The following is a 19,057-nucleotide window of genomic DNA, read 5'->3' on the forward strand; positions in this document are numbered from 1 at the left end:
TATCAATAAAAGTAATGGCAAGTGAAATCACGCTCCGCCAGCTGCGCTACTTCACCGCCGCCGCCGAAACCGGGCAGTTCTCGATGGCCGCGGCCAAGATGTTTGTGTCGCAGTCGGCCATCACCAATGCCATCTTGCTGCTCGAAGAGCGCCTCGGCGTCAAACTGTTCGACCGCCTGCCCCACGGCGTCGTCCTCACCGCCGAAGGTCATCGCTTTTATCAGCACGCCGGCAACATCCTCGACTCGGTGCAAGACGCCCTGCGCGAACCGCGCTTCTGCGCCGACAGCCTCAGCGGCAGCATCCGCATCGCCGCCACCTACACCGTGCTGGGTTACTTTCTGCCGCCCTTGTTTTCGCGCTTTCGCGCCACCTACCCGGAAGTGGATCTGGACCTGCACGACATGGGCCGGCTGGAAGTGGAAGCCGCCGTGGAGTCCGGCAAGCTCGAACTGGGCGTGGTCGTACTCTCCAACGTAGAGCACCCCGAGCGCTTCGGCCACCATGTATTGATGCGCTCACGCCGCCAGCTATGGGCAGCGGCCGGCCATCCGGTGCTGCAAACGCCTTACCCCTCGCTGGCCGACATCGCCACCCAGCCCTACATCCTGCTCACCGTCGACGGCGGCGAAGACGCCAACCGCCGGTTCTGGATCGACAACGGCCTGGAGCCCCGCGTGGCCTTTCGCACCAGTGTCATGGAAGCCGTCCGCGGCATGGTGGCGCACGGCTTTGGCGTCACCATCCTCAGCGATATGGTCTATCGCCCCTGGTCGCTCGAAGGCAAGAAGATCGAAGCCCGGCCCATCCTCGACGCCGTCCCGCACATGGAAGTCGGCCTGATCTGGCCCAAAGACGCCAAACTCTCCGAGCCCGCCGAAGCCCTGCGCCAGTTTTTGATTCAGGCCTGCGGCAGCTGACCGGCGAGACGCGCCCCGTAGGGCGGATAAGCGCAGCGCATCCGCCGAACAAGGCCCCGACGTGGCACCGATGGCGGATGCGCTGCGCTTATCCGCCCTACGACGCCGAGCTTGAGGGCGGGTTTCAACCCGCCCGGGCCGGTCGGGTGACTCAACGCATCTCGAAGGCTTCCTGATGAAAGCGCACCCGCCAGCGACTCAGCCCCTCGCGCAAGGCCGCACCGAAGGCCTTCGGCCCGCAGAACCACACATCCGCCGCGCCGTTCACCTTCATTCGCTCGACGCTCAGCGGCGCCTCGCGGTCGGTGCTGATGACGGTCAGTCGCACCGCCGGCAAGTTCGCGCATAAGTCGGTCACGCGCGACACAAAGGGATCGGTGTCACGGTTGCGCACGCAGTAGTACAGATCGGCCGACAGCGCATGTTCAGGCGTCGCTTGCATGGATTCCAGCCAGGCCAGGAAAGGTGTTACCCCCACGCCGGCCGCCACCCAGATCTGCCGAGCGCAGGTGCGGGCTCGCGAGTGGTCAAAGCAACCATAGGGCCCCTCGACCGTCACCGGCTGTCCGGCCTGCACGCGGCGAGCCAGTGTCTCGGTGTAGTCGCCCAGCGCCTTGATCTCGAAGCGCAAGCGGCCGTCGCCCGCATCGGCACTGGCAATGGTGAAGGGGTGCGGCCCCTCGAAGCGATCGAAGTTGAGAAACACAAACTGCCCCGCACGATGCCCCGGCCAATCGGCCAGTTGGCACACCACCTCGGTCACGCCCGCGGCGGGCGTGCTCACCGCTGCCACCGTCCCGGCGTGACGCCGACGCTGGCCGATGCGCCCGGTCAGCGCCATCAGCGCTGCCGTCGACCCGGCCGCCGCCATGACCGCCAGCATCCAGCCGACCGGCTGCGACCAATAAGCCACCGGCGCCAGAAAGGCCGCATGGATCACCAGCGCCAGATACAGCACCGGCATGGCCTTGTGCAGATAGCGCCACAGGTGGAAGGGAAAGCGCTTCCACAGTGTCAGCACCAGCATGGCGAGCAAGGCGTAGATCGCCCACTCACCAAGCTCTTCCGCCATATCGCGCAGCGCCTCAAAGATTCCGTCGCCGTGCTCCTTGGGCAAGCGCCCCGCACGGCCCCACAGCGCCTTGATGATGTCGTCGGACATCTCCACCAGCCAGTGCAGCGCGGCGAAGCCGATGGCCAGGATGCCGGCCCACTTGTGGGTCCGATACATCTTGTCGAGTCCGCCGAAGGCGCGCTCCAGCCACGTCGGGCGGGTCGCCAGCAGCATGATCAGCGACATCAACGAGAAGGCCCACAGGCCGGTGAGGTAGAGCGCCTGATGGCGCAGCATCCACGGCAGCGCGCCGCCACCCTGATCCGGTGCGCCACCCGCCAGCGCCCAGATCAGCGCGACGCCAGCCACGTAAAGTGCGAGGAAGGTTTTCATGATTATTCTCTCTTGCAGTACCCGATTACGCCTGCATAAACGCCATCTCAATCATCTTCAAAGTAGCCACGCTCGGCATCCACGTGGCAGGCCACGCAGTTGGCCTTAGTGGCGATTTCCTTGCGCGTCCACTCACGCGGCGACACCTCGCGATGCTCGCGCACCCACTTGGGCAACTCGGTGATGCGCTGTGGTGCGGCCGAGGCCGACACACCGCGCAACCAACGGCGCATGTCGCCATAACCGGTGCTATCGGCGGCATGAGCGACCAGATAGGTGGTGATCTGTTTGGCGGTGGCGGCATCCACGCTGGCGTCTTCGCCAAAGTGATTGTCCAGCTCGCCCATCATTTTCTGCCACGAGCGTGCCGGCAGCAGCCCGGCCGGAAAGGCCATGTGGCAACTGCCACACTCCTGGCGAGTGAGCGGATCGGTGACTGGCGCAAAGAACTCGTCGCTGCCGGCCTTGGCGCGTTCGAGCATCACGGCACCGACGGCAAACAAGGCAACGCCCACGGCGATTGATCGGATCAAAGGTTTCATGGTCTGTCTCCTGATGTTATTGAGTGGTCATGAAGGCGAGCCAGTCGCCTTTTTCGCGAGCGCTGCATTCACGCCCCAGCACCTCACGACAGTTGCGCCGGAACCACTTCTCGACCTTGGCCGCATCGGTGTATCGCGTCGGCGCGACCGACACCGCCACCGGCTCGATGGACTTGCCGACCGGCGTGCGGCCGGCGGCGCGAGTGTTCTCACCATGGCAACTGGTGCAACTCGGGGAGTCCGCCTTGCCACCACTGTGGCGGTCGCGGTGGAGCGCCTCGCCCCGCGCGGCCGAGAAACCGGCAAAGGTGGCGTCCTCGGCTTTCGCCTGAGCGGTATAAGCGGCGAGAATGTCGTCTCGCGGGGCGGCTTGCACGGCCGACATCGCTGTCAGTGCAACCAGAAACAAGGTTCGAGAAAGTGTCTGCATCATCGTCTCCGCCGGAAGTAGCAACTGTTCGTCATGGCTTGCAGTGTGCGCAGCAGCGCCTGAACACTTCCTGAAGTGGACGTTCATCTCCCGTTCAGCCACACAGGGGTAGAAAATAGGCATGAAGACACGGAGACTGACCATGCGCTGGATCCTTGCCCTGCTGCTGAGTACCGCCCTGATCGCCCCCGGCCTGGCCGATAGCGACCATGACCGCGCCCGCCGTGCGCTCGACGCAGGCCAAGTGATGCCGCTGCCCGCCATCCTCGAACGCGTGGCGCTGGACTACCCCGGCAAGGTGCTCGAGGTCGAACTCGAAGACGACGACGATCGCTGGATCTACGAGATCAAGCTGGTGCAACCCGGCGGGCGCCTGCTCAAGCTGGAGGTCAATGCCGCCGACGCCCGCATTCTGAAAGCGCGTGGCAAGTACCGCGGTCGCAACGAACAAGGAGAACGTTGATGCGCATCCTGGTCGTCGAAGACGAACCCACCCTCGCCCAGCAACTGACCGACGCGCTGACAGACGCCGGTTACGCGGTCGATCGCGCCGACAACGGTCTCGATGCGCACTACCTCGGCGACACCGAGCCCTTCGACGCCGTGGTGCTCGACCTCGGCCTGCCACAGATGGACGGGCTCACCGTGCTCGGCAAATGGCGCAGTGCCGGGCGAGCCATGCCGGTGCTGATCCTCACCGCGCGTGACGACTGGCATCAGAAGGTGGCCGGCATCGACGCCGGCGCCGACGACTACCTCACCAAGCCTTTCCACATGGCCGAGCTGCTGGCCCGCCTGCGCGCCCTCATCCGCCGCGCCGGCGGCCATGCCAGCGCCCTGCTCAACTGCGGCCCGCTGTGCCTCGACACCCGCAACAGCCAGCTCACCCGCGACGGCCAGCCGGTCTCGCTCACCAGCCATGAATACCGTGTGCTGAGCTACTTCATGCACCACCCCGGCAAGGTCATCTCGCGCACCGAGCTCACCGAACACCTCTACGCACAAGACTTCGACCGCGACTCCAACACCATCGAAGTCTTTGTCGGCCGGCTGCGCAAGAAGCTGCCCGAGGGCATGATCGAAACCGTGCGCGGCCTCGGCTACCGGCTGATTGAGCCGGCATGAGCTTAGCCGCACGACCGCCCGACGGACGCTCGACACCCCTCCGAGGGGAGCGCAGGCGCTCCGCGCCAGCGCGACGGGCTGGCTTTGCACGGCCAAACCTCCGTCACACCCGCGACGGGAAAATCGTTCCGTGAGTCCACGACCTGCAATGCACCGATCACTGCGCCTGCGCCTGCTTGCCGGTTCGCTGGTGTGGATTCTTGCCGCCGTCGCAATCGCCGGCTTCCTGTTGGCAGATCTGTTCAGCCAGCATGTGCGCGAGCGAGTCGACGCAGAACTGAACGGCCATCTCGATCAGCTCACCGCACTCTTCGATATCGCCCCCGACGGCACCGCCACACTGCGCATGCCACTGTCCGACCCCCGCTTGAGCCGCCCCTATGCCGGCCTCTACTGGCAGGTGGATGGCGGCCCGGCCGGCACCATCGGCCTGCTGCGCTCGCGCTCGCTGTGGGACACCGCGCTGGCGGTTCCCGGCGACGCACTGGCCGACGGTGAGGTGCATGTGCACGACGTGCCCGGCCCCGACGCCAGCCGTCTGCGCATGATGGAGCGCCTCATCCGCCCCGCCGAACACCCCGACACCGCCTACCGCCTGATCGTCGCGCTCGACACCCGGCAAATCGACGAGCCGGTCGAAGAATTCTCAACCCTGCTGAGCATTGCCCTCGGCGTGCTCGCCCTCGGCCTGATCGCGGCGGCAGTGGTGCAAGTGGGCGTCGGCCTCGCCCCGCTCAAGCGCATGCGCGCCGCCCTCGGCGCGGTGCGCGACGGCCACGCCCGCCGACTCGAAGGCGACTACCCGCAGGAAGTCCAACCACTGGTCGATGAACTCAACACCCTGCTCGCCCATGACGAAGCCATGGTCGAGCGCGCCCGCACCCAGGCCGGCAACCTCGCCCATGCGGTCAAGACGCCGCTGAGCATCCTCGCCAACGCTGCTCGTCAGGACAGCAGTGACCTCGCCCGGCTGGTCGACGAGCAGGTTGGCGACGCCCGCCGTCAGGTGGACTACCACCTCGCCCGCGCCCGCGCCGCGGCGGCCGTCCAGCAAGCCGGCCTCAAGACCCCGCTGCGCCCGGTGCTCGACGGCCTGATCCGGGTCATGAGCCGCCTGCATGCCGAGCGCAATCTGCACATCGCCGTTGCCGACGTGGCCGACACCCTGACCTGCCGGGGCGACACCCAGGACCTGCAGGAGATGCTCGGCAACCTGCTCGACAACGCCTGCAAATGGGCGGCCACCCAGGTGGCCATCAGCGCCGCCATCCATGACGGCCAGCTCGCGGTACATATCGACGACGACGGCCCCGGGCTGTCAGAGGCGCAACGCAGCGCAGTGCTGGCGCGCGGCGTGCGCGCCGATGAACACACCCCCGGCTCCGGCCTCGGGCTGGCCATCGCGCATGATCTGGCCCGCGTCTATGGCGGCGATCTGAGGCTCGACACTGCACCGCTCGGCGGCCTGCGCGCCACGCTGCAACTGCCCGCCGCCTAGCCCGGCCCCGTCTGTAGTCCCTACTGCCCAAAGGGTTTCAGCCCGACGATGCTCACCAAAAAAAGTGGTGCGCAGACTTGACGCATTCAAATAGGACCAATATAGTTCTATTTAAAACCATAACACTCATGGAGCCGCCCCAATGATTACCCCCCCGGCCATCCATCGCCTGCTTACCGATTCGGCCCACTACTTCGGGCTGCTCCCCACGCCGGCGCTGACCGTCACCTTGCTTGGCACGTTGCATCGCCAGGCTCAGCCCACCCGGACCCCGGCCAACGATGGCCGCCTTCGGCTCACCCCGATGGACGACGAGGACCAGACATGCTGCGCGTAAGCAAACTGACCGACTACGGCACGCTGGTGCTCACGCACATGGCGGGCTTTCCGGACCACCTGTTCAGCGTCGCCGAGCTGACCCAGATCCTGCATCTGAACGCGCCGACGATCAGCAAGGTGCTCAAGGCGCTCGGCCGGCACGAGCTGGTCAGCAGCGTGCGCGGCGCGCGCGGCGGCTACGCCCTGGCGCGCCCCGCCACGCAGATCAGCGTCGCCCAGATCATCGACGCACTCGAAGACCAGCCCTTTGGCCTCACCGAGTGCAGCGCCACCGCCGGCACCTGCGACATCGAAGGCGATTGCCGCATCCGTGCCAACTGGCAGCGCATCAACACCGTGGTGCGCCGCGTGCTCGACGACGTCTGCCTCGCCGACATGGTCGAGCCCCTGCCGCTGGCCACCGAGGCCCGCATGGTGCGACACGCCACCCCCGCCATCAAATGCACACCGCAGTAACCAGGAGATGTCTTCCATGAAAACCGCCACCCCCGCACGGAAGATCGACAGCTTTCTCGATCAGGAATATTCCGCCGGCTTCGAAACCCTGCTCGAGGCAGACACCCTGCCCAAGGGCTTGTCGGAAGACGTGATCCGCGTGATCTCGGCCAAGAAAGGCGAGCCCGAGTTCCTGCTCGAATGGCGTCTCGAGGCCTATCGTCGCTGGCTGACCATGACCGCCCCCAAATGGGCCGCGGTCGACTTCCCCGACATCGACTTCCAGGACATCGTCTACTACTCCGCGCCCAAGAAAAAAGACGGCCCGAAGAGCCTCGACGAGGTCGACCCCGAGCTGCTCAAAACCTTCGAGAAGCTCGGCGTGCCGCTGCACGAACGCGCGCGCCTGGCCGGCGTGGCGGTCGATGCGGTGTTCGACTCGGTGTCGGTGGCCACCACCTTCCAGAAGGAGCTGGGCGAGCACGGCATCATCTTCTGTTCGTTCTCGGAGGCGGTCAAAACCCACCCCGAGCTGATCCGCCAGTACCTCGGCACCGTGGTGCCACCGAGCGACAACTTTTACGCCGCACTCAACTCGGCGGTGTTCTCCGACGGCTCCTTCGTGTTCATCCCCAAAGGCGTCAAGTGCCCGATGGAGTTGTCCACCTACTTCCGCATCAACGCCCGCGACACCGGCCAGTTCGAGCGCACGCTGATCATCGCCGAAGAAGGCGCCTCGGTCAGCTACCTCGAAGGCTGTACGGCGCCGATGCGCGACGAAAATCAACTCCACGCCGCCGTGGTGGAGCTGATCGCGCTGGACGACGCCAAGATCAAGTACTCCACGGTGCAGAACTGGTACCCCGGCGACAAGGACGGCATCGGCGGCATCTACAACTTCGTCACCAAGCGCGGCGACTGTCGTGGTGCGCGTTCGCACATCTCCTGGACGCAGGTGGAAACCGGCTCGGCCATCACCTGGAAATACCCCAGCGTGATCCTGCGCGGCGACGACTCGGTGGGCGACTTCCACTCCGTGGCGCTCTCCAACCATCGCCAGCAGGCCGACACCGGCACCAAAATGATCCACATGGGCCGCAATACCAAGAGCACCATTTTGTCGAAAGGCATCTCAGCCGGGCGCGGCAGCAACACCTTTCGCGGCCTGGTGCGCATCAGCCCCAAAGCCGAAGGCGCGCGCAACTACACGCAGTGCGACTCGCTGCTCATCGGCGATCAGTGCGCGGCCCACACCTTCCCGACCATCGAGGCGCGCAACCCCACAGCCCATGTCGAGCACGAGGCGACCACCTCACGCATCGGCGAAGACCAGCTCTTCTACGCCATGCAGCGCGGCCTCACCGCCGAAGACGCGGTGTCGATGATCGTCAATGGTTTCTGCCGCGAGGTGTTCAAGGAACTGCCCATGGAATTCGCCGTCGAGGCGCAAAAGCTGCTCGGCGTCAGCCTCGAAGGCAGCATCGGATAAGGATCGGGACGCAAGCACAGCATCACGTCCCGTCAAAGCAAACTCAGGAGATTTACGCATGCTCGATATCAAAAACCTCAAAGCCTCGGTTGAAGGCAAAGACATCCTCAAAGGCCTCGACCTGCAAGTGAAGGCCGGCGAAGTGCACGCCATCATGGGCCCCAACGGCTCGGGCAAGAGCACGCTGTCACAAGTGCTGGCTGGCCGCGATACCTTCCAGGTCGATGGCGGCTCCGTCACCTGGGACGGTCAGGACCTGCTCGCCATGCCCATCGAAGAGCGCGCCCGCGCCGGCCTGTTCCTCGCCTTCCAGTACCCGGTCGAGATCCCCGGCGTGTCGAACGCTTACTTCCTCAAGGCAGCGGTCAACGCCATTCGCAAGCACCGCGGCCTGCCCGAGTTCGACGCCATGGACTTCCTCACCCGCGTCAAGGCCGAGATGAAAGCCGTCGGCATGAAAGAAGAATTCCTCTACCGCGCGGTGAACGAAGGCTTCTCCGGCGGCGAGAAAAAGCGAAACGAAGTGCTGCAGATGGCGCTGCTCGAACCGCGTCTGGCGATCCTCGACGAGACCGACTCCGGCCTCGACATCGACGCGCTCAAGGTGGTGGCCGACGGCGTCAATCGCCTGCGCTCGCCCGATCGCGCGCTGATCGTCATCACCCACTACCAGCGCCTGCTCGACTACATCGTGCCCGACCATGTGCATGTGCTGTCGCAAGGCCGCATCGTGCGCTCCGGCGGCCGCGAGCTGGCGCTTGAGCTCGAAGAAAAAGGCTATGGCTGGATCGGCGACGCGGGCGAGATTCACGCCGCCCCGCCGGCCGCGGGAGGTGCCCAATGAGCGCTGTCGACACCTGGGTGTCCGCCTTCCACGCGCGCTCGGCACAGCAACCCGGTGCCGCGCTGCCCTGGCTGGCTGATCTGCGCCGCCAGGCCATCTACCGCTTCGCCGACGAAGGCTGGCCCACCCGCCGCCACCCGCGCTGGCAGCACACCTCGCTGGCCTTCATGGACCAGCAAGACTTCGCCGCCAACGCCGTCGCGCCCGACGCCGCGGCCGCCCTCGCCCGCCTGCGGGGCGACGACGCCGGCCACTGGCTGGTGTTTGTTGGTGGGCGGTTCAATGCGGAACTGTCGGACATCGGCGCCCTGCCCGCCGGTGTGCAACTGACGAGCCTGGCCGACGCGCTGGACCAGCACCCCGAGGCGGTGCAAGCCGCCTTCGGCAGCGCCACCGATGGCGACAGCCCGGCCGCGCTCAACCTCGCGCTCGCGACTGACGGCGCCTGGCTGCGCCTGCCGCGCGGCGTGGCGCTGGAGGCCCCGGTGCATCTGGTGTTCATCACCAACGCCACCGACGCCAGCCAGCACCTGCGCAACCTGATCGTCGCCGAAGCCAACAGCGAAGCGACCATCGTCGAGCACTACCTGGGCGAAGGCGAGGCCACCACGCTCACCACCGCCGCCACCCGGCTGCAGGTGGACGCCGACGCGCGCATCACCCACCTCAAGCTGCAGCAAGAAGCCGAGCCCGCCATCCACCTCGCCAGCATCAACGCGACTCAAGCGCGTGGCGCGCACTTTGCCTCGCACTCGCTGTCCTTCGGCGCCCGGCTGGCGCGCAACGATATCCACACCCGCTTCGACGGCGAAGGCTGCGACACGCTGCTCAATGGCCTCTATCACCTCGACGGCCGGCGCCATGTGGACCACCACACCAGCATCAACCACGCCCAGCCGCGCGGCAACAGCCGCGAGTTCTACCGTGGCCTGCTCGATGGCAACTCGCGCGGGGTATTCACCGGCCGCATCATCGTCGCCAAGGATGCCCAGCGCAGCGACGCCATGCAGCGCTGCGACAACCTGCTGCTCTCGCGCGCAGCCGAAGCCGATGCCCGGCCCGAGCTCGAGATCTACGCCGACGACGTGAAATGCGCCCACGGCGCCACGGTCGGACAGATGGACGAGGACAGCCTGTTCTATTTGCAAACCCGCGGCCTGGACGACGCCCACGCCCGCCGCCTGCTCACCTATGCCTTCGCAGCCGAAGCGCTCGACCGCATCGCGCTGCTGCCGCTGCGCAAGCAAGCCCGCGCCGCGCTCATGGCGCGCCTGCCCGGAGGTGAACTGCTGGAGGAACTGTTGTGAACACCGTCGCTGATCCGCTCCGCGCGCCGGCCGCCACCCGCTTGCCGGTGGCGGATGACTTTCCCATCCTCGCCCGGCCGGTGCACGGCCGCCGGCTGGTCTATCTCGACAACGGCGCCACCACGCAAAAGCCGACGGCGGTGATCGAGGCCGAGGCGCGCTTCTATCGCGAGTCGAATGCCAACATCCACCGCGGTGTGCACTGGCTGTCGCAACACGCCACCGAACTGTATGACGCCGCGCGCGCCACCGTGCAGCGCTTTATCGGCGCCGCGCGTGCGGATGAGATCATCTTCACCCGCGGCACCACCGAGGCCATCAACCTGGTCGCCAACACCTGGGGGCGCAAGCAGCTCACCGCGGGCGACGAGATCCTCATCACCACGCTGGAGCACCACTCCAACATCGTGCCCTGGCAGATGCTGTGCGAGCAGACCGGTGCGGTGCTCAAGGTCGCGCCGGTCAATGAAATCGGCGAGGTCGAGCTCGACAGCTTCGACGCGCTGCTGAGCCCACGCACCCGGCTGGTCGCCATCACGCATATCTCCAACGCGCTGGGCACGGTCAACCCAGTAGCCGAGATGGTGGCGCACGCGCATGCGGTCGGCGCCGTGGTGCTGGTCGACGGCGCACAAGCCGTGGCCCACCAGGCCGTCGACATGCAGGCGCTGGGTTGCGATTTCTACGCCTTCTCGGGCCACAAGCTCTACGGCCCCACCGGCATCGGCGTGCTCTACGGCCGTGCCGAGTTGCTCGCCGACATGCCGCCGTGGCAAGGCGGCGGCGACATGATCCGCACCGTCAGCTTCGAGCGCAGCACCTACGCTGAAGCGCCGCAGCGCTTCGAGGCCGGCACGCCCAACATCGCCGGCGCCGTCGCGCTGGCCGCCGCTATCGACTATGTGCAGGCCCTCGGCATGGACCGCATTGTGGCGCATGAGCACGCCCTGCTCGAGCACGCCACCGCCGCGCTCAGCGCCATCCCCGGCCTGCGCATGGTGGGCACCGCGGCCCACAAGGCGGGCATTCTGTCTTTCATGATCGAGCACATTCACCCGCACGACTTGGGCACCATTCTGGACAGCGAAGGCGTCGCCATCCGCGCCGGCCACCACTGCGCCATGCCGCTGATGACCCGCTTCGGCATCCCCGGCACAGCGCGCGCCTCGCTGGCCGTCTATAACGATGACACTGACATCGCCGCGCTGGTCACCGCCATCGAGAAGGCGCAAACCCTGTTCGGCACGAGGAAAAGACCATGAGCGCCATGGACGGCAACCTGCGCGAGCTCTACCAGGAGGTGATCTTCGATCACAACCGCCAGCCGCGTAACTTTCATGACATGCCCGAGGCCGACCACCACGCCGACGGCCACAACCCGCTGTGCGGCGACCAGCTCACGGTGTATTTGCGCATCAACAACGACGTGATCGAAGACGTGAGTTTTGTCGGCCACGGCTGCGCCATCTCCACCGCCTCCGCCTCGCTCATGACCGAGGCCGTAAAAGGCAAGACGGTGGCCGAAGTCGAAGCGCTGTTCAAAGACTTCCACGCCCTGCTCACCGAGACCCCGCCCGAGCGAGATTTCGGCAAGCTCGCCGTGCTCACTGGCGTGCGCGAATTTCCCGCCCGGGTCAAATGCGCCACGCTGGCCTGGCACACCCTGCACAACGCGCTGATCGGGGATCACGACCCCGCGCGCACGGAATAAGGAACGCATCATGGGCGACGCCTACGGCGAAACCGACTCCCGCACCCTGCTACGCGACTGCGCCGCAGTCAGCGTGCCCTGGGGTAACCCCGAAACGCTGGAGGCGGGCAACTACGCGCTCATCACCCAGCGCCTCGGTGGCTCGATTACCGTCATGTGCGGCGGCAACCTGTATCGCATTGACGAACGCAACGCCGACGCCCTCGGGCTGGAGCCGCAGCTGCCTGCCACGCCGCCGCCCGCCGACAGCGGCGAGCGCAGCATCGACAGCATCGAGCAAGCCGCGTGGACACAGCTGGGCACCTGCTTCGACCCCGAGATCCCGATCGACATCGTCAATCTCGGCCTGGTCTACGCCTGCACCGCCGAAATGATCGAGCCCGACAGCTTCCGCCTCACGGTCAACATGACACTCACCGCGCCCGGCTGCGGCATGGGCACCGTCATCGCCGACGAAGCCCACGCCAAGCTGCTCGACATCCCTGGCGTCAAAGAGGCCGAAGTCAATCTCGTGTGGGACCCACCCTGGAGCCGCGAAATGATGAGCGACGCCGCACGGCTTGAAATGGGCATGTTCTAGGCGCAATGCACCCAGGTCGGCGGAAGCCGAACCTACCAACAGCAAGGCATCACCCCGTAAGGCGGGTTTCAACCCGCCACCGCGAACCGGGTCGGCGTGCCCAATGCAGGGCGGGCTTCAACCCGCCAATACCGCCGCCCGACAGAAACCGGAGCCCCCAACATGATCGACGAAGCCTTCCACCCCGACACTCTGCGCTGCGTCCTGCTCGAAGGCATCCACGCCTCTGCCGTAGACGTGTTCGAAAGCCACGGCTACACCCATGTCGAGCAACACGCCACCGCCCTGTCGGGCGACGCACTCACCGCCGCCATCGCCAAGGCCCACTTCATCGGCATCCGCTCCCGCACCCACCTGACCGAGGCCGTGCTCGACAAAGCCCCGCACCTGCTCGCCATCGGCTGCTTCTGCATCGGCACCAACCAGGTTGACCTCGCCGCCGCCGCACGGCGCGGCATCCCGGTGTTCAACGCCCCCTTCTCCAACACCCGCAGCGTCGCCGAGCTGGTGCTCGCCGAAATCATCATGCTGCTGCGCGGCATCCCCGAAAAGAACGCCGCCCAGCACCGCGGCGGCTGGATGAAACACGCCACCGGCTCGCACGAAGCGCGCGGCAAAACCCTCGGCATCATCGGCTACGGTCACATCGGCACCCAGATCGGCATCCTCGCCGAACAACTCGGCATGCGCGTGCTCTACCACGACATCGAAAGCCGCCTCGCGCTGGGCAACGCCCACGCCGTCCCAACGCTCGACACCCTGCTCGCCCAAGCCGACGTCGTCAGCCTGCATGTGCCTCAAACCCCCGCCACCCAGAACCTCATCAACGCCAAACGCCTCGCGCAGATGAAACCCGGCAGCCACCTCATCAACGCCTCGCGCGGCACCGTCGTCGACATCGACGCCCTCGCCCAGGCGCTGGCCAGCGGTCACCTGCGCGGCGCCGCCATCGACGTCTTCCCGCAAGAACCCGGCGGCAACAGCGACGCCTTCACCTCACCGCTGACCCGCTTCGACAACGTCATCCTTACCCCGCACATCGGTGGCTCCACGCTCGAAGCGCAAGAAAACATCGGCACCGAAGTCGCCACCCACCTCATGCGCTACGGCCAGAACGGCTCCGTGCTCATGGCCGTCAACTTCCCCGAGCTCTCCCTCCCCGTCCAACACGGCGCCACCCGCATCCTCCACATCCACCGCAACGTCCCCGGCGTCCTCGCCAAAATCAACGACATCGTCTCCGCCGCCGGCATCAACATCGCCGCGCAGTACCTGCAAACCGGACCCGAGCTGGGGTATGCGGCGATTGATATCGATGCCGAACTATCGGCGGACGACCTCAAGCGGTTGCGGGGGATTGACGGGACTTTGAGGTGCCGAACGCTGGTGCGGTAATCGAATAGTCGCTTTGGTTGTGGCGCCACCCACAGGGGATGCCGGCATTCCTTGGGGGTGGCGCTTGCCGTTTACGGGGGGCTCGGGTTTAATTCCTGTCGAATATGACGATCCGCGACGAGTATCGCAACAACGCAGCCCTCTCGTGCGCCCTCCAAAGTGACGCTGTTGCCACTTGGTTTTAGGAGGGTCTACAACTGACTGGATCGTTGATTTTTAACAGCTTTTTCGATCTCACGAGTGACGATTGCGGCGCAGTGACGCAATGTTTTACGTCGATTAGGAGGTCTACTTATAGTTAGGCATCACACTCCGTACCAACTATGACCTTTATTTCGACTAGGAAGCTTGAGAAAGCAATTGATCGTGCACTACAGGATTGGCTGTCGCCATACGGCTTCCGTCCTGCCAATGGCGGCGGCGTTGAACGTTGGCAAGACAACCGCTACGACTTCATAGGATCATTGGTGTGCAAGATCGGTGGAGAGAATCGGATAACCCCATTTGGGCAAATGGGCTTCCGAGAACACGAGAATATTTACAGCCACTTCATCCATCCAGATCGCCAGGAGTCTGAGAAATTAGCGATTGACGCCACGTTTAAGTACGCCCATTTCGTAAAGGATTGGACGGCGGCAATGCGATGCCAACAGGTAGAAGAACTTGAGGGTTTTCTCGGCAACCTCCGAGGTTTCGTGATGGAGCGCCTGTTTCCAACCCTCATGTCCTACGACACGCCGCACAAGATTCTCGCTCTATACATTAGGACGAACGAGAAAGACCCAACGAGTTTTGCTCCTCCAACCTGGCATGGCTACAGTTCCGCTTTGACCGCGCTAATTTTGGCCCGCCTCTACGAATCGAGTCATTACAAATCGCTCAAGCATCGATATTCGGGAGAGTTCGAGGGTCTTGATGAAGAAAAAATGAAAAGGGTTCAACGGTTGCTTGAGTACCTTGATCTTCCAGACCCCTTACCTGCGCTTGAATGAGAAACGTGATGCCTAACCCGGCGCTCAACCTCGCTCCTTTCAGTCGCTGGACGCTGCGCGATAAAGCCGCGCAGCGCCGGTTAGCTCTACGTTGGGCGTCATCGAACGAGGAAAGGTGAAAATGACTGGTGGCAACACCGAATGTGCATGCGGTTGTGGCGGTAAGCCCGCGGGGGGTTATTTCCTTCCAGGGCACGATCAGCGATTGAGGGCCGATCTGGAGCGCCGTATCGGAGGGCTGATACCCCTACGAATGCTGGTCGAGGCGGCGGAGCACTTTGCCGCAGGGACCATTCAATCTTCTATGTTCAACAATATGGTCAAGGATCTCTTTCGCATGCGTGAGGAGGACAATTGAAACTCGCGCACGTACCGCCCAACAAGGCGCTTCATCCGACCGCCAAAACGCTGCGCATTTTGCCGTCGGCTGAGCTTTCACGTTAGAGACTTTGTGTTATGAGCGATTACTCTGAATCGATAAGACTTCGATACAAAGAAGAGTCTACTGAACAGCTCCTATATCTTTACGCCTCTACAGACTTGACTGAAGTGGCAAAAAAACTCTTAGTTAGCGAACTTCATAGTCGAGGAGTTAATAATATCGAAGAGCAGGTTGAGCCTGTACGCGCCGAAATAGTTGAGGAGCGCGAAGCCTTGAATGCATCGAGGCAAGAAGCAAAGAAGAATGCTGATTTTGCGTACAAACTAACGTACATCTTTGTTGCCGTGCTGGTTGGCGGCGCAAGTATCTACTCTGCAATTATTGGCGATACCGACAAGGCAATCGTTACCGCGGTGATTGGAGCGCTAGGAATGCTGTTTGTCTGGGCAAAAAGAATGGTTTGGAAATTCATTGTTCACCTTTTTACGTCTTAATCTACTGCGCTCATGAAAGCTGCAGCGCATGGCGTCTCTAACTTTACAGTCGAGCGGGACGGCCACAAGCTGCGCTTGTGGTTCCCTACGCTTCGCTTCGGCCGCCCCTCACTTTCACGTTAGCCTCAATGCCATTAAGTTAAGTCAAAAAGTCACATTAAAACAGTGTGTTGCGTTAAAATTAGATCGTTGCAATGACTTCCTGATGATGACCATGACATTGCAAACCCCGTGCCATATTCAGTGCCATCGGCCAATACCTTAGTTCGGACGCCTTTGCCCAGCAGGCACGAGAGAAACCGTCGGACTTTACCCGCACCCGTCGCCTTCCGCTCGCGCACATTGTCGCCTTCTTACTCAACGCGCCGCGTGCGGGTCTGCAAAGCGAACTCGATGCCTTCTTCGATCACTCGCTCCAAGCACCGCTGGGCCGCCCACCGACCAAGAGCGCGCTGTGCCAGGCACGCAGACATCTTCGCCCACAAGCAATGCGCCAGCTGCTCGGCCATAGTGCGCAAGTATTTGTCGAGCACAGCAAAGCCCCCTTGTGGCATGGCCTGCGCGTGCTGGCGCTCGATTCGACCACGCTGCGTGTTCCCAATGTTCCCGAGAGCGTTGAGCACTTCGGCGGCATGCTCACCTCCTGCGGCAAATTTCGACCTCTGGCGCGTGCTTCGGCACTGCTCGATGTGGCCCGTGACGCCTTTGTCGATGCCCGCCTCGGTGGCTTTGCCGACGATGATCGAACGCTTGCCGCCGATCATCTCGAAGCGCTCGGTACCGGCGATCTGCTCGTGATGGACCGCGGCTATCCTTCTCGACAGTGGCTGACCCAGTTGTGCGCCAAAGGGGTGGCTTTTTGTGCGCGCATCGGACACCCCTGGGCACAGGTCAAGCGCTTCGCGCGTAGCGATCAGCACGATGCCGTGGTGGATCTGGGCACGACGAAGGCGCCCTTGCCGTTGCGTTTGCTGCGAGTCGTGTTGCCCAATGGTGCGACCTTGATGCTGGTGACCAATCTGTTCGACAACTCCTTCACTGGCCCGCAGTTCGCTTCCTTGTACCGCAGTCGCTGGCGCATCGAGGAGGCCTTCAAGCGAATCAAGGCACGCTTACAGGTCGAGAACTGGAGTGGTGTGCTGCCGCACACCGTTGAGCAGGATTTCTATGCCTCATTGGTGCGCCACAACTGCGCCGCCGTCATGGCCATGGCCGTCCGGCCTGAGGAGAACGGTTTGGAACCTCCAGCCCCTGACGCCAAGGGATGGCGCAGCCGGATCAATCGCACGCTGGTGCTCAAGAGCTTGCGCCACTTCCTGCCCCGTTTGCTGTTATCGCTTGATCCGCACACCCTTCTACTGCACCTGATCGAGCGCCTTCGCGCCCCTTCGGCCATCGAACGAACACGGCCCGACCGCCGCGCCCCACGCAACAAGGGCGTGCGCATCGCAGGGTTCCATTTCGCATACAAGGCGGCTTAACTTAATGGCATTGACGTTAGCCTGCATGCGATTCGGCAATACTTCCACCTTCGCAATTGATTGCGTACATGAAGCCATTCCAAACGAACGGGGATGGGTTTTTGGCCGTATGTGCATTTGGGCTGGCGGGCTGCAACTAGGTGATTTCGAAGAACCATCGTGCATGCTCAATGTTACTGGCGGCCATCTTGAGGGTGTGATGGGAAGGCTTCAGGCTCTGGAGGAGCCATCATTCGAAGATTTGACGCATGCCCAGTTGTACGAGCTACTCGATAGGGCCATCTACTGCGATGACGACAGAACACCCGCCCAGGTGGCCGCAGATGCGGAGAGGTACTTCAAGTTTGACCTCCTCACAAATGGGGGCGAGTCATTTGATAGATTCAAATCTTTCATCGCCATAGCGAATGGTCAGGTTCGAATACTCTTCACTGAGTTGTCGTCAGAGCCGGTTGGCGTGTGCGTGGACTTGGCTGAGTTTGTAGCAACCGTCACAGCATTCCTTGGCTGGCTAAAGGTGGAGGCAAAGAATGCCGGCTAACCAGTCCGTCAACGGGACGCCAAAATGCTGCGCATTTTGGTTCCCTCCGCTGCGCTCCGGCGCCCGTTACGTCCAACGTTGGGCATCAATATGAGCAAACCATGGACCGAGCGTCACGGAGGTCTTTGGCTCAACCGAGCGCGGACATCCGACAAGCTCGTGGCGGAGGAGTACGACGAGAAGCACGAAGCATTTACGTTGATCTGGCAGCGCGCTTCTGATGGTCATTTCCAGGTCGAGTATCTGATCAAAGGTAAAGAGCATCGTGACCCACAATGGTCTTTGCCCTTCTGGGGAAACATTGCCGGTCAAGGAATCTTCGGAACGCTGGGCGACGCGCAGGCACATTTGAAAGCAGTTGCCGCTGAACCTCACCGGAGGGTTGCTGATGCCCAACAATAGCTTCCAGCCGACCGGCCACTCGCTGCGCTCGCGGCCGCCGGCTGAAGCTCGGCGTTAGGGCTTATCCCAGATGACATTTGGCACTCAAAAATATTTGCCTCTTGTTTTTGGGGCGTTATCCATCATTAGCGCGGCCTTACTGCTCTTCATTATGTTCAAGGCTGGGTGTGCTGGCGACTCAAAAGGCGGCTCACTCGGTGATCCTGTTCGCGCCCTGCAATTAGAAAGTTTTGGCCTGCTTCCTTTGTTTCTCAGCGCGGCTTCTGGTGGTGCTGCAATCGGCTTGATGTCAAAATCAATCCATCGTGTTGCACATGGGCTGGGCTTCGCATTGTTCATGCTCTTTTGCTTATGGTTGGCTAGTATGCAATTCGAGATTGAGGGCGTTCAATCATGCTTCTAGCCCTAACCTTACATTCGAGAGGGACTGGCTACGCCAGCCCCTCAATTCAACGTTATAAAGCTCTAGAAGTTTACATTGTTATAAACAAGGTCTGCAGTAGCATTTAGTTAAACGTACTTTTAACCTATCGCAGCAGTTAGTAAATAATAAAATTTGGCATCGGAGGCTTCGCATTCGGTGCTAATGAGTAAAAAATAAATTATCGGTAACTTTCGTGTTCTATTGTGGGTTGCCACTAAGTGAGTGCAAGCAATCGTTAACTTTAGTATTCTTACATTCGTAATATTAACCAGCAACGTG

At 62.9% G+C, this 19,057-nt stretch carries 23 protein-coding genes; 20 read left to right on the plus strand and 3 right to left on the minus strand.

Translation table 11 applies throughout. The features are described 5' to 3' along the window. Positions 1 to 14: 14 nt before the first annotated feature. Positions 15 to 920, plus strand: a complete 906-nt coding sequence (locus FHP91_RS17055) for a LysR family transcriptional regulator (RefSeq protein ID WP_144310736.1) — start codon at positions 15 to 17, stop codon at positions 918 to 920. A 151-nt stretch (positions 921 to 1,071) separates the two neighbouring features. On the opposite strand, the gene FHP91_RS17060 is transcribed toward FHP91_RS17055, so the two are convergent. Genes FHP91_RS17060 through FHP91_RS17070 form a run of 3 tightly spaced genes read right to left on the minus strand, consistent with a single transcriptional unit; the run spans position 1,072 to position 3,339 of the window. After that, the gene (locus FHP91_RS17060) at positions 1,072 to 2,367 is read right to left on the minus strand and encodes a ferredoxin reductase family protein (RefSeq protein ID WP_144310737.1); all 1,296 of its coding nucleotides are present in this window, start codon (positions 2,365 to 2,367) and stop codon (positions 1,072 to 1,074) included. 47 nt (positions 2,368 to 2,414) lie between these two features. Next, entirely contained in the window at positions 2,415 to 2,909 is a 495-nt protein-coding gene (locus FHP91_RS17065) for a diheme cytochrome c (RefSeq protein ID WP_144310738.1), read from the minus strand. 16 nt (positions 2,910 to 2,925) lie between these two features. Further along, positions 2,926 to 3,339 carry a DUF1924 domain-containing protein gene (locus FHP91_RS17070; protein WP_246116350.1) on the minus strand — a complete coding sequence of 138 codons (414 nt, stop codon included), beginning with the start codon at positions 3,337 to 3,339 and terminating at the stop codon, positions 2,926 to 2,928. Between the two features lie 142 nt (positions 3,340 to 3,481). On the opposite strand from FHP91_RS17070, the gene FHP91_RS17075 reads away from it, so the two are divergent. From FHP91_RS17075 to FHP91_RS17165, 19 genes are all read left to right on the plus strand, one after another. Beyond that, positions 3,482 to 3,802, plus strand: a complete 321-nt coding sequence (locus tag FHP91_RS17075) for a PepSY domain-containing protein (protein WP_186301603.1) — start codon at positions 3,482 to 3,484, stop codon at positions 3,800 to 3,802. Beyond that, positions 3,802 to 4,464, plus strand: a complete 663-nt coding sequence (locus FHP91_RS17080; RefSeq protein ID WP_144310741.1) for a response regulator transcription factor — start codon at positions 3,802 to 3,804, stop codon at positions 4,462 to 4,464. Before FHP91_RS17075 ends, FHP91_RS17080 begins: the two co-directional genes overlap by 1 nt. A 148-nt stretch (positions 4,465 to 4,612) precedes the next feature. After that, positions 4,613 to 5,962 carry an ATP-binding protein gene (locus FHP91_RS17085; RefSeq protein ID WP_186301604.1) on the plus strand — a complete coding sequence of 450 codons (1,350 nt, stop codon included), beginning with the start codon at positions 4,613 to 4,615 and terminating at the stop codon, positions 5,960 to 5,962. A 142-nt stretch (positions 5,963 to 6,104) separates the two neighbouring features. Further along, a complete protein-coding gene (locus FHP91_RS17090) occupies positions 6,105 to 6,299 on the plus strand; it encodes a hypothetical protein (RefSeq protein ID WP_144310743.1) in 195 nt (64 codons plus the stop codon). Then, on the plus strand, positions 6,287 to 6,757 hold the full coding sequence (locus FHP91_RS17095) for an SUF system Fe-S cluster assembly regulator (RefSeq protein ID WP_144174149.1): 471 nt from the start codon (positions 6,287 to 6,289) through the stop codon (positions 6,755 to 6,757). The genes FHP91_RS17090 and FHP91_RS17095 overlap by 13 nt, the downstream gene beginning before the upstream one ends. Positions 6,758 to 6,773: 16 nt before the next feature. Beyond that, the gene (gene sufB / locus FHP91_RS17100; RefSeq protein ID WP_144310744.1) at positions 6,774 to 8,225 is read left to right on the plus strand and encodes a Fe-S cluster assembly protein SufB; all 1,452 of its coding nucleotides are present in this window, start codon (positions 6,774 to 6,776) and stop codon (positions 8,223 to 8,225) included. Positions 8,226 to 8,283: 58 nt separating this feature from the next. Continuing rightward, a complete protein-coding gene (sufC, locus tag FHP91_RS17105; protein WP_144310745.1) occupies positions 8,284 to 9,069 on the plus strand; it encodes a Fe-S cluster assembly ATPase SufC in 786 nt (261 codons plus the stop codon). After that, complete coding sequence (gene sufD, locus FHP91_RS17110; RefSeq protein ID WP_144310746.1) at positions 9,066 to 10,376, plus strand: Fe-S cluster assembly protein SufD; 1,311 nt, start codon at positions 9,066 to 9,068, stop codon at positions 10,374 to 10,376. The genes sufC and sufD overlap by 4 nt, the downstream gene beginning before the upstream one ends. Further along, on the plus strand, positions 10,373 to 11,638 hold the full coding sequence (locus tag FHP91_RS17115; RefSeq protein WP_186301605.1) for a cysteine desulfurase: 1,266 nt from the start codon (positions 10,373 to 10,375) through the stop codon (positions 11,636 to 11,638). The genes sufD and FHP91_RS17115 overlap by 4 nt, the downstream gene beginning before the upstream one ends. After that, entirely contained in the window at positions 11,635 to 12,087 is a 453-nt protein-coding gene (gene sufU / locus FHP91_RS17120; protein WP_186301606.1) for a Fe-S cluster assembly sulfur transfer protein SufU, read from the plus strand. The genes FHP91_RS17115 and sufU overlap by 4 nt, the downstream gene beginning before the upstream one ends. Positions 12,088 to 12,097: 10 nt before the next feature. Further along, a complete protein-coding gene (sufT, locus tag FHP91_RS17125) occupies positions 12,098 to 12,667 on the plus strand; it encodes a putative Fe-S cluster assembly protein SufT (protein ID WP_144310747.1) in 570 nt (189 codons plus the stop codon). A gap of 162 nt (positions 12,668 to 12,829) precedes the next feature. Further along, positions 12,830 to 14,062 carry a phosphoglycerate dehydrogenase gene (serA, locus tag FHP91_RS17130; RefSeq protein ID WP_144310748.1) on the plus strand — a complete coding sequence of 411 codons (1,233 nt, stop codon included), beginning with the start codon at positions 12,830 to 12,832 and terminating at the stop codon, positions 14,060 to 14,062. 323 nt (positions 14,063 to 14,385) lie between these two features. Further along, positions 14,386 to 15,054 carry a hypothetical protein gene (locus FHP91_RS17135; protein ID WP_144310749.1) on the plus strand — a complete coding sequence of 223 codons (669 nt, stop codon included), beginning with the start codon at positions 14,386 to 14,388 and terminating at the stop codon, positions 15,052 to 15,054. Between the two features lie 121 nt (positions 15,055 to 15,175). After that, a complete protein-coding gene (locus FHP91_RS17140) occupies positions 15,176 to 15,412 on the plus strand; it encodes a hypothetical protein (RefSeq protein WP_144310750.1) in 237 nt (78 codons plus the stop codon). A gap of 98 nt (positions 15,413 to 15,510) precedes the next feature. Beyond that, positions 15,511 to 15,930 (plus strand): hypothetical protein, encoded by a 420-nt coding sequence (locus tag FHP91_RS17145; protein ID WP_144310751.1) that lies wholly within the window; start codon positions 15,511 to 15,513, stop codon positions 15,928 to 15,930. A 248-nt stretch (positions 15,931 to 16,178) separates the two neighbouring features. Beyond that, positions 16,179 to 17,411 carry an IS4 family transposase gene (locus tag FHP91_RS17150; protein ID WP_246116353.1) on the plus strand — a complete coding sequence of 411 codons (1,233 nt, stop codon included), beginning with the start codon at positions 16,179 to 16,181 and terminating at the stop codon, positions 17,409 to 17,411. A 163-nt stretch (positions 17,412 to 17,574) separates the two neighbouring features. Further along, positions 17,575 to 17,952 carry a hypothetical protein gene (locus FHP91_RS17155; protein ID WP_222105240.1) on the plus strand — a complete coding sequence of 126 codons (378 nt, stop codon included), beginning with the start codon at positions 17,575 to 17,577 and terminating at the stop codon, positions 17,950 to 17,952. Positions 17,953 to 17,976: 24 nt separating this feature from the next. Next, positions 17,977 to 18,354, plus strand: a complete 378-nt coding sequence (locus FHP91_RS17160) for a hypothetical protein (RefSeq protein WP_144310754.1) — start codon at positions 17,977 to 17,979, stop codon at positions 18,352 to 18,354. Positions 18,355 to 18,424: 70 nt separating this feature from the next. Next, entirely contained in the window at positions 18,425 to 18,757 is a 333-nt protein-coding gene (locus FHP91_RS17165) for a hypothetical protein (RefSeq protein WP_144310755.1), read from the plus strand. Positions 18,758 to 19,057: the final 300 nt, after the last annotated feature.

It is taken from the genome of Denitromonas halophila, assembly GCF_007625155.1.
Lineage (GTDB): Bacteria > Pseudomonadota > Gammaproteobacteria > Burkholderiales > Rhodocyclaceae > Nitrogeniibacter > Nitrogeniibacter halophilus.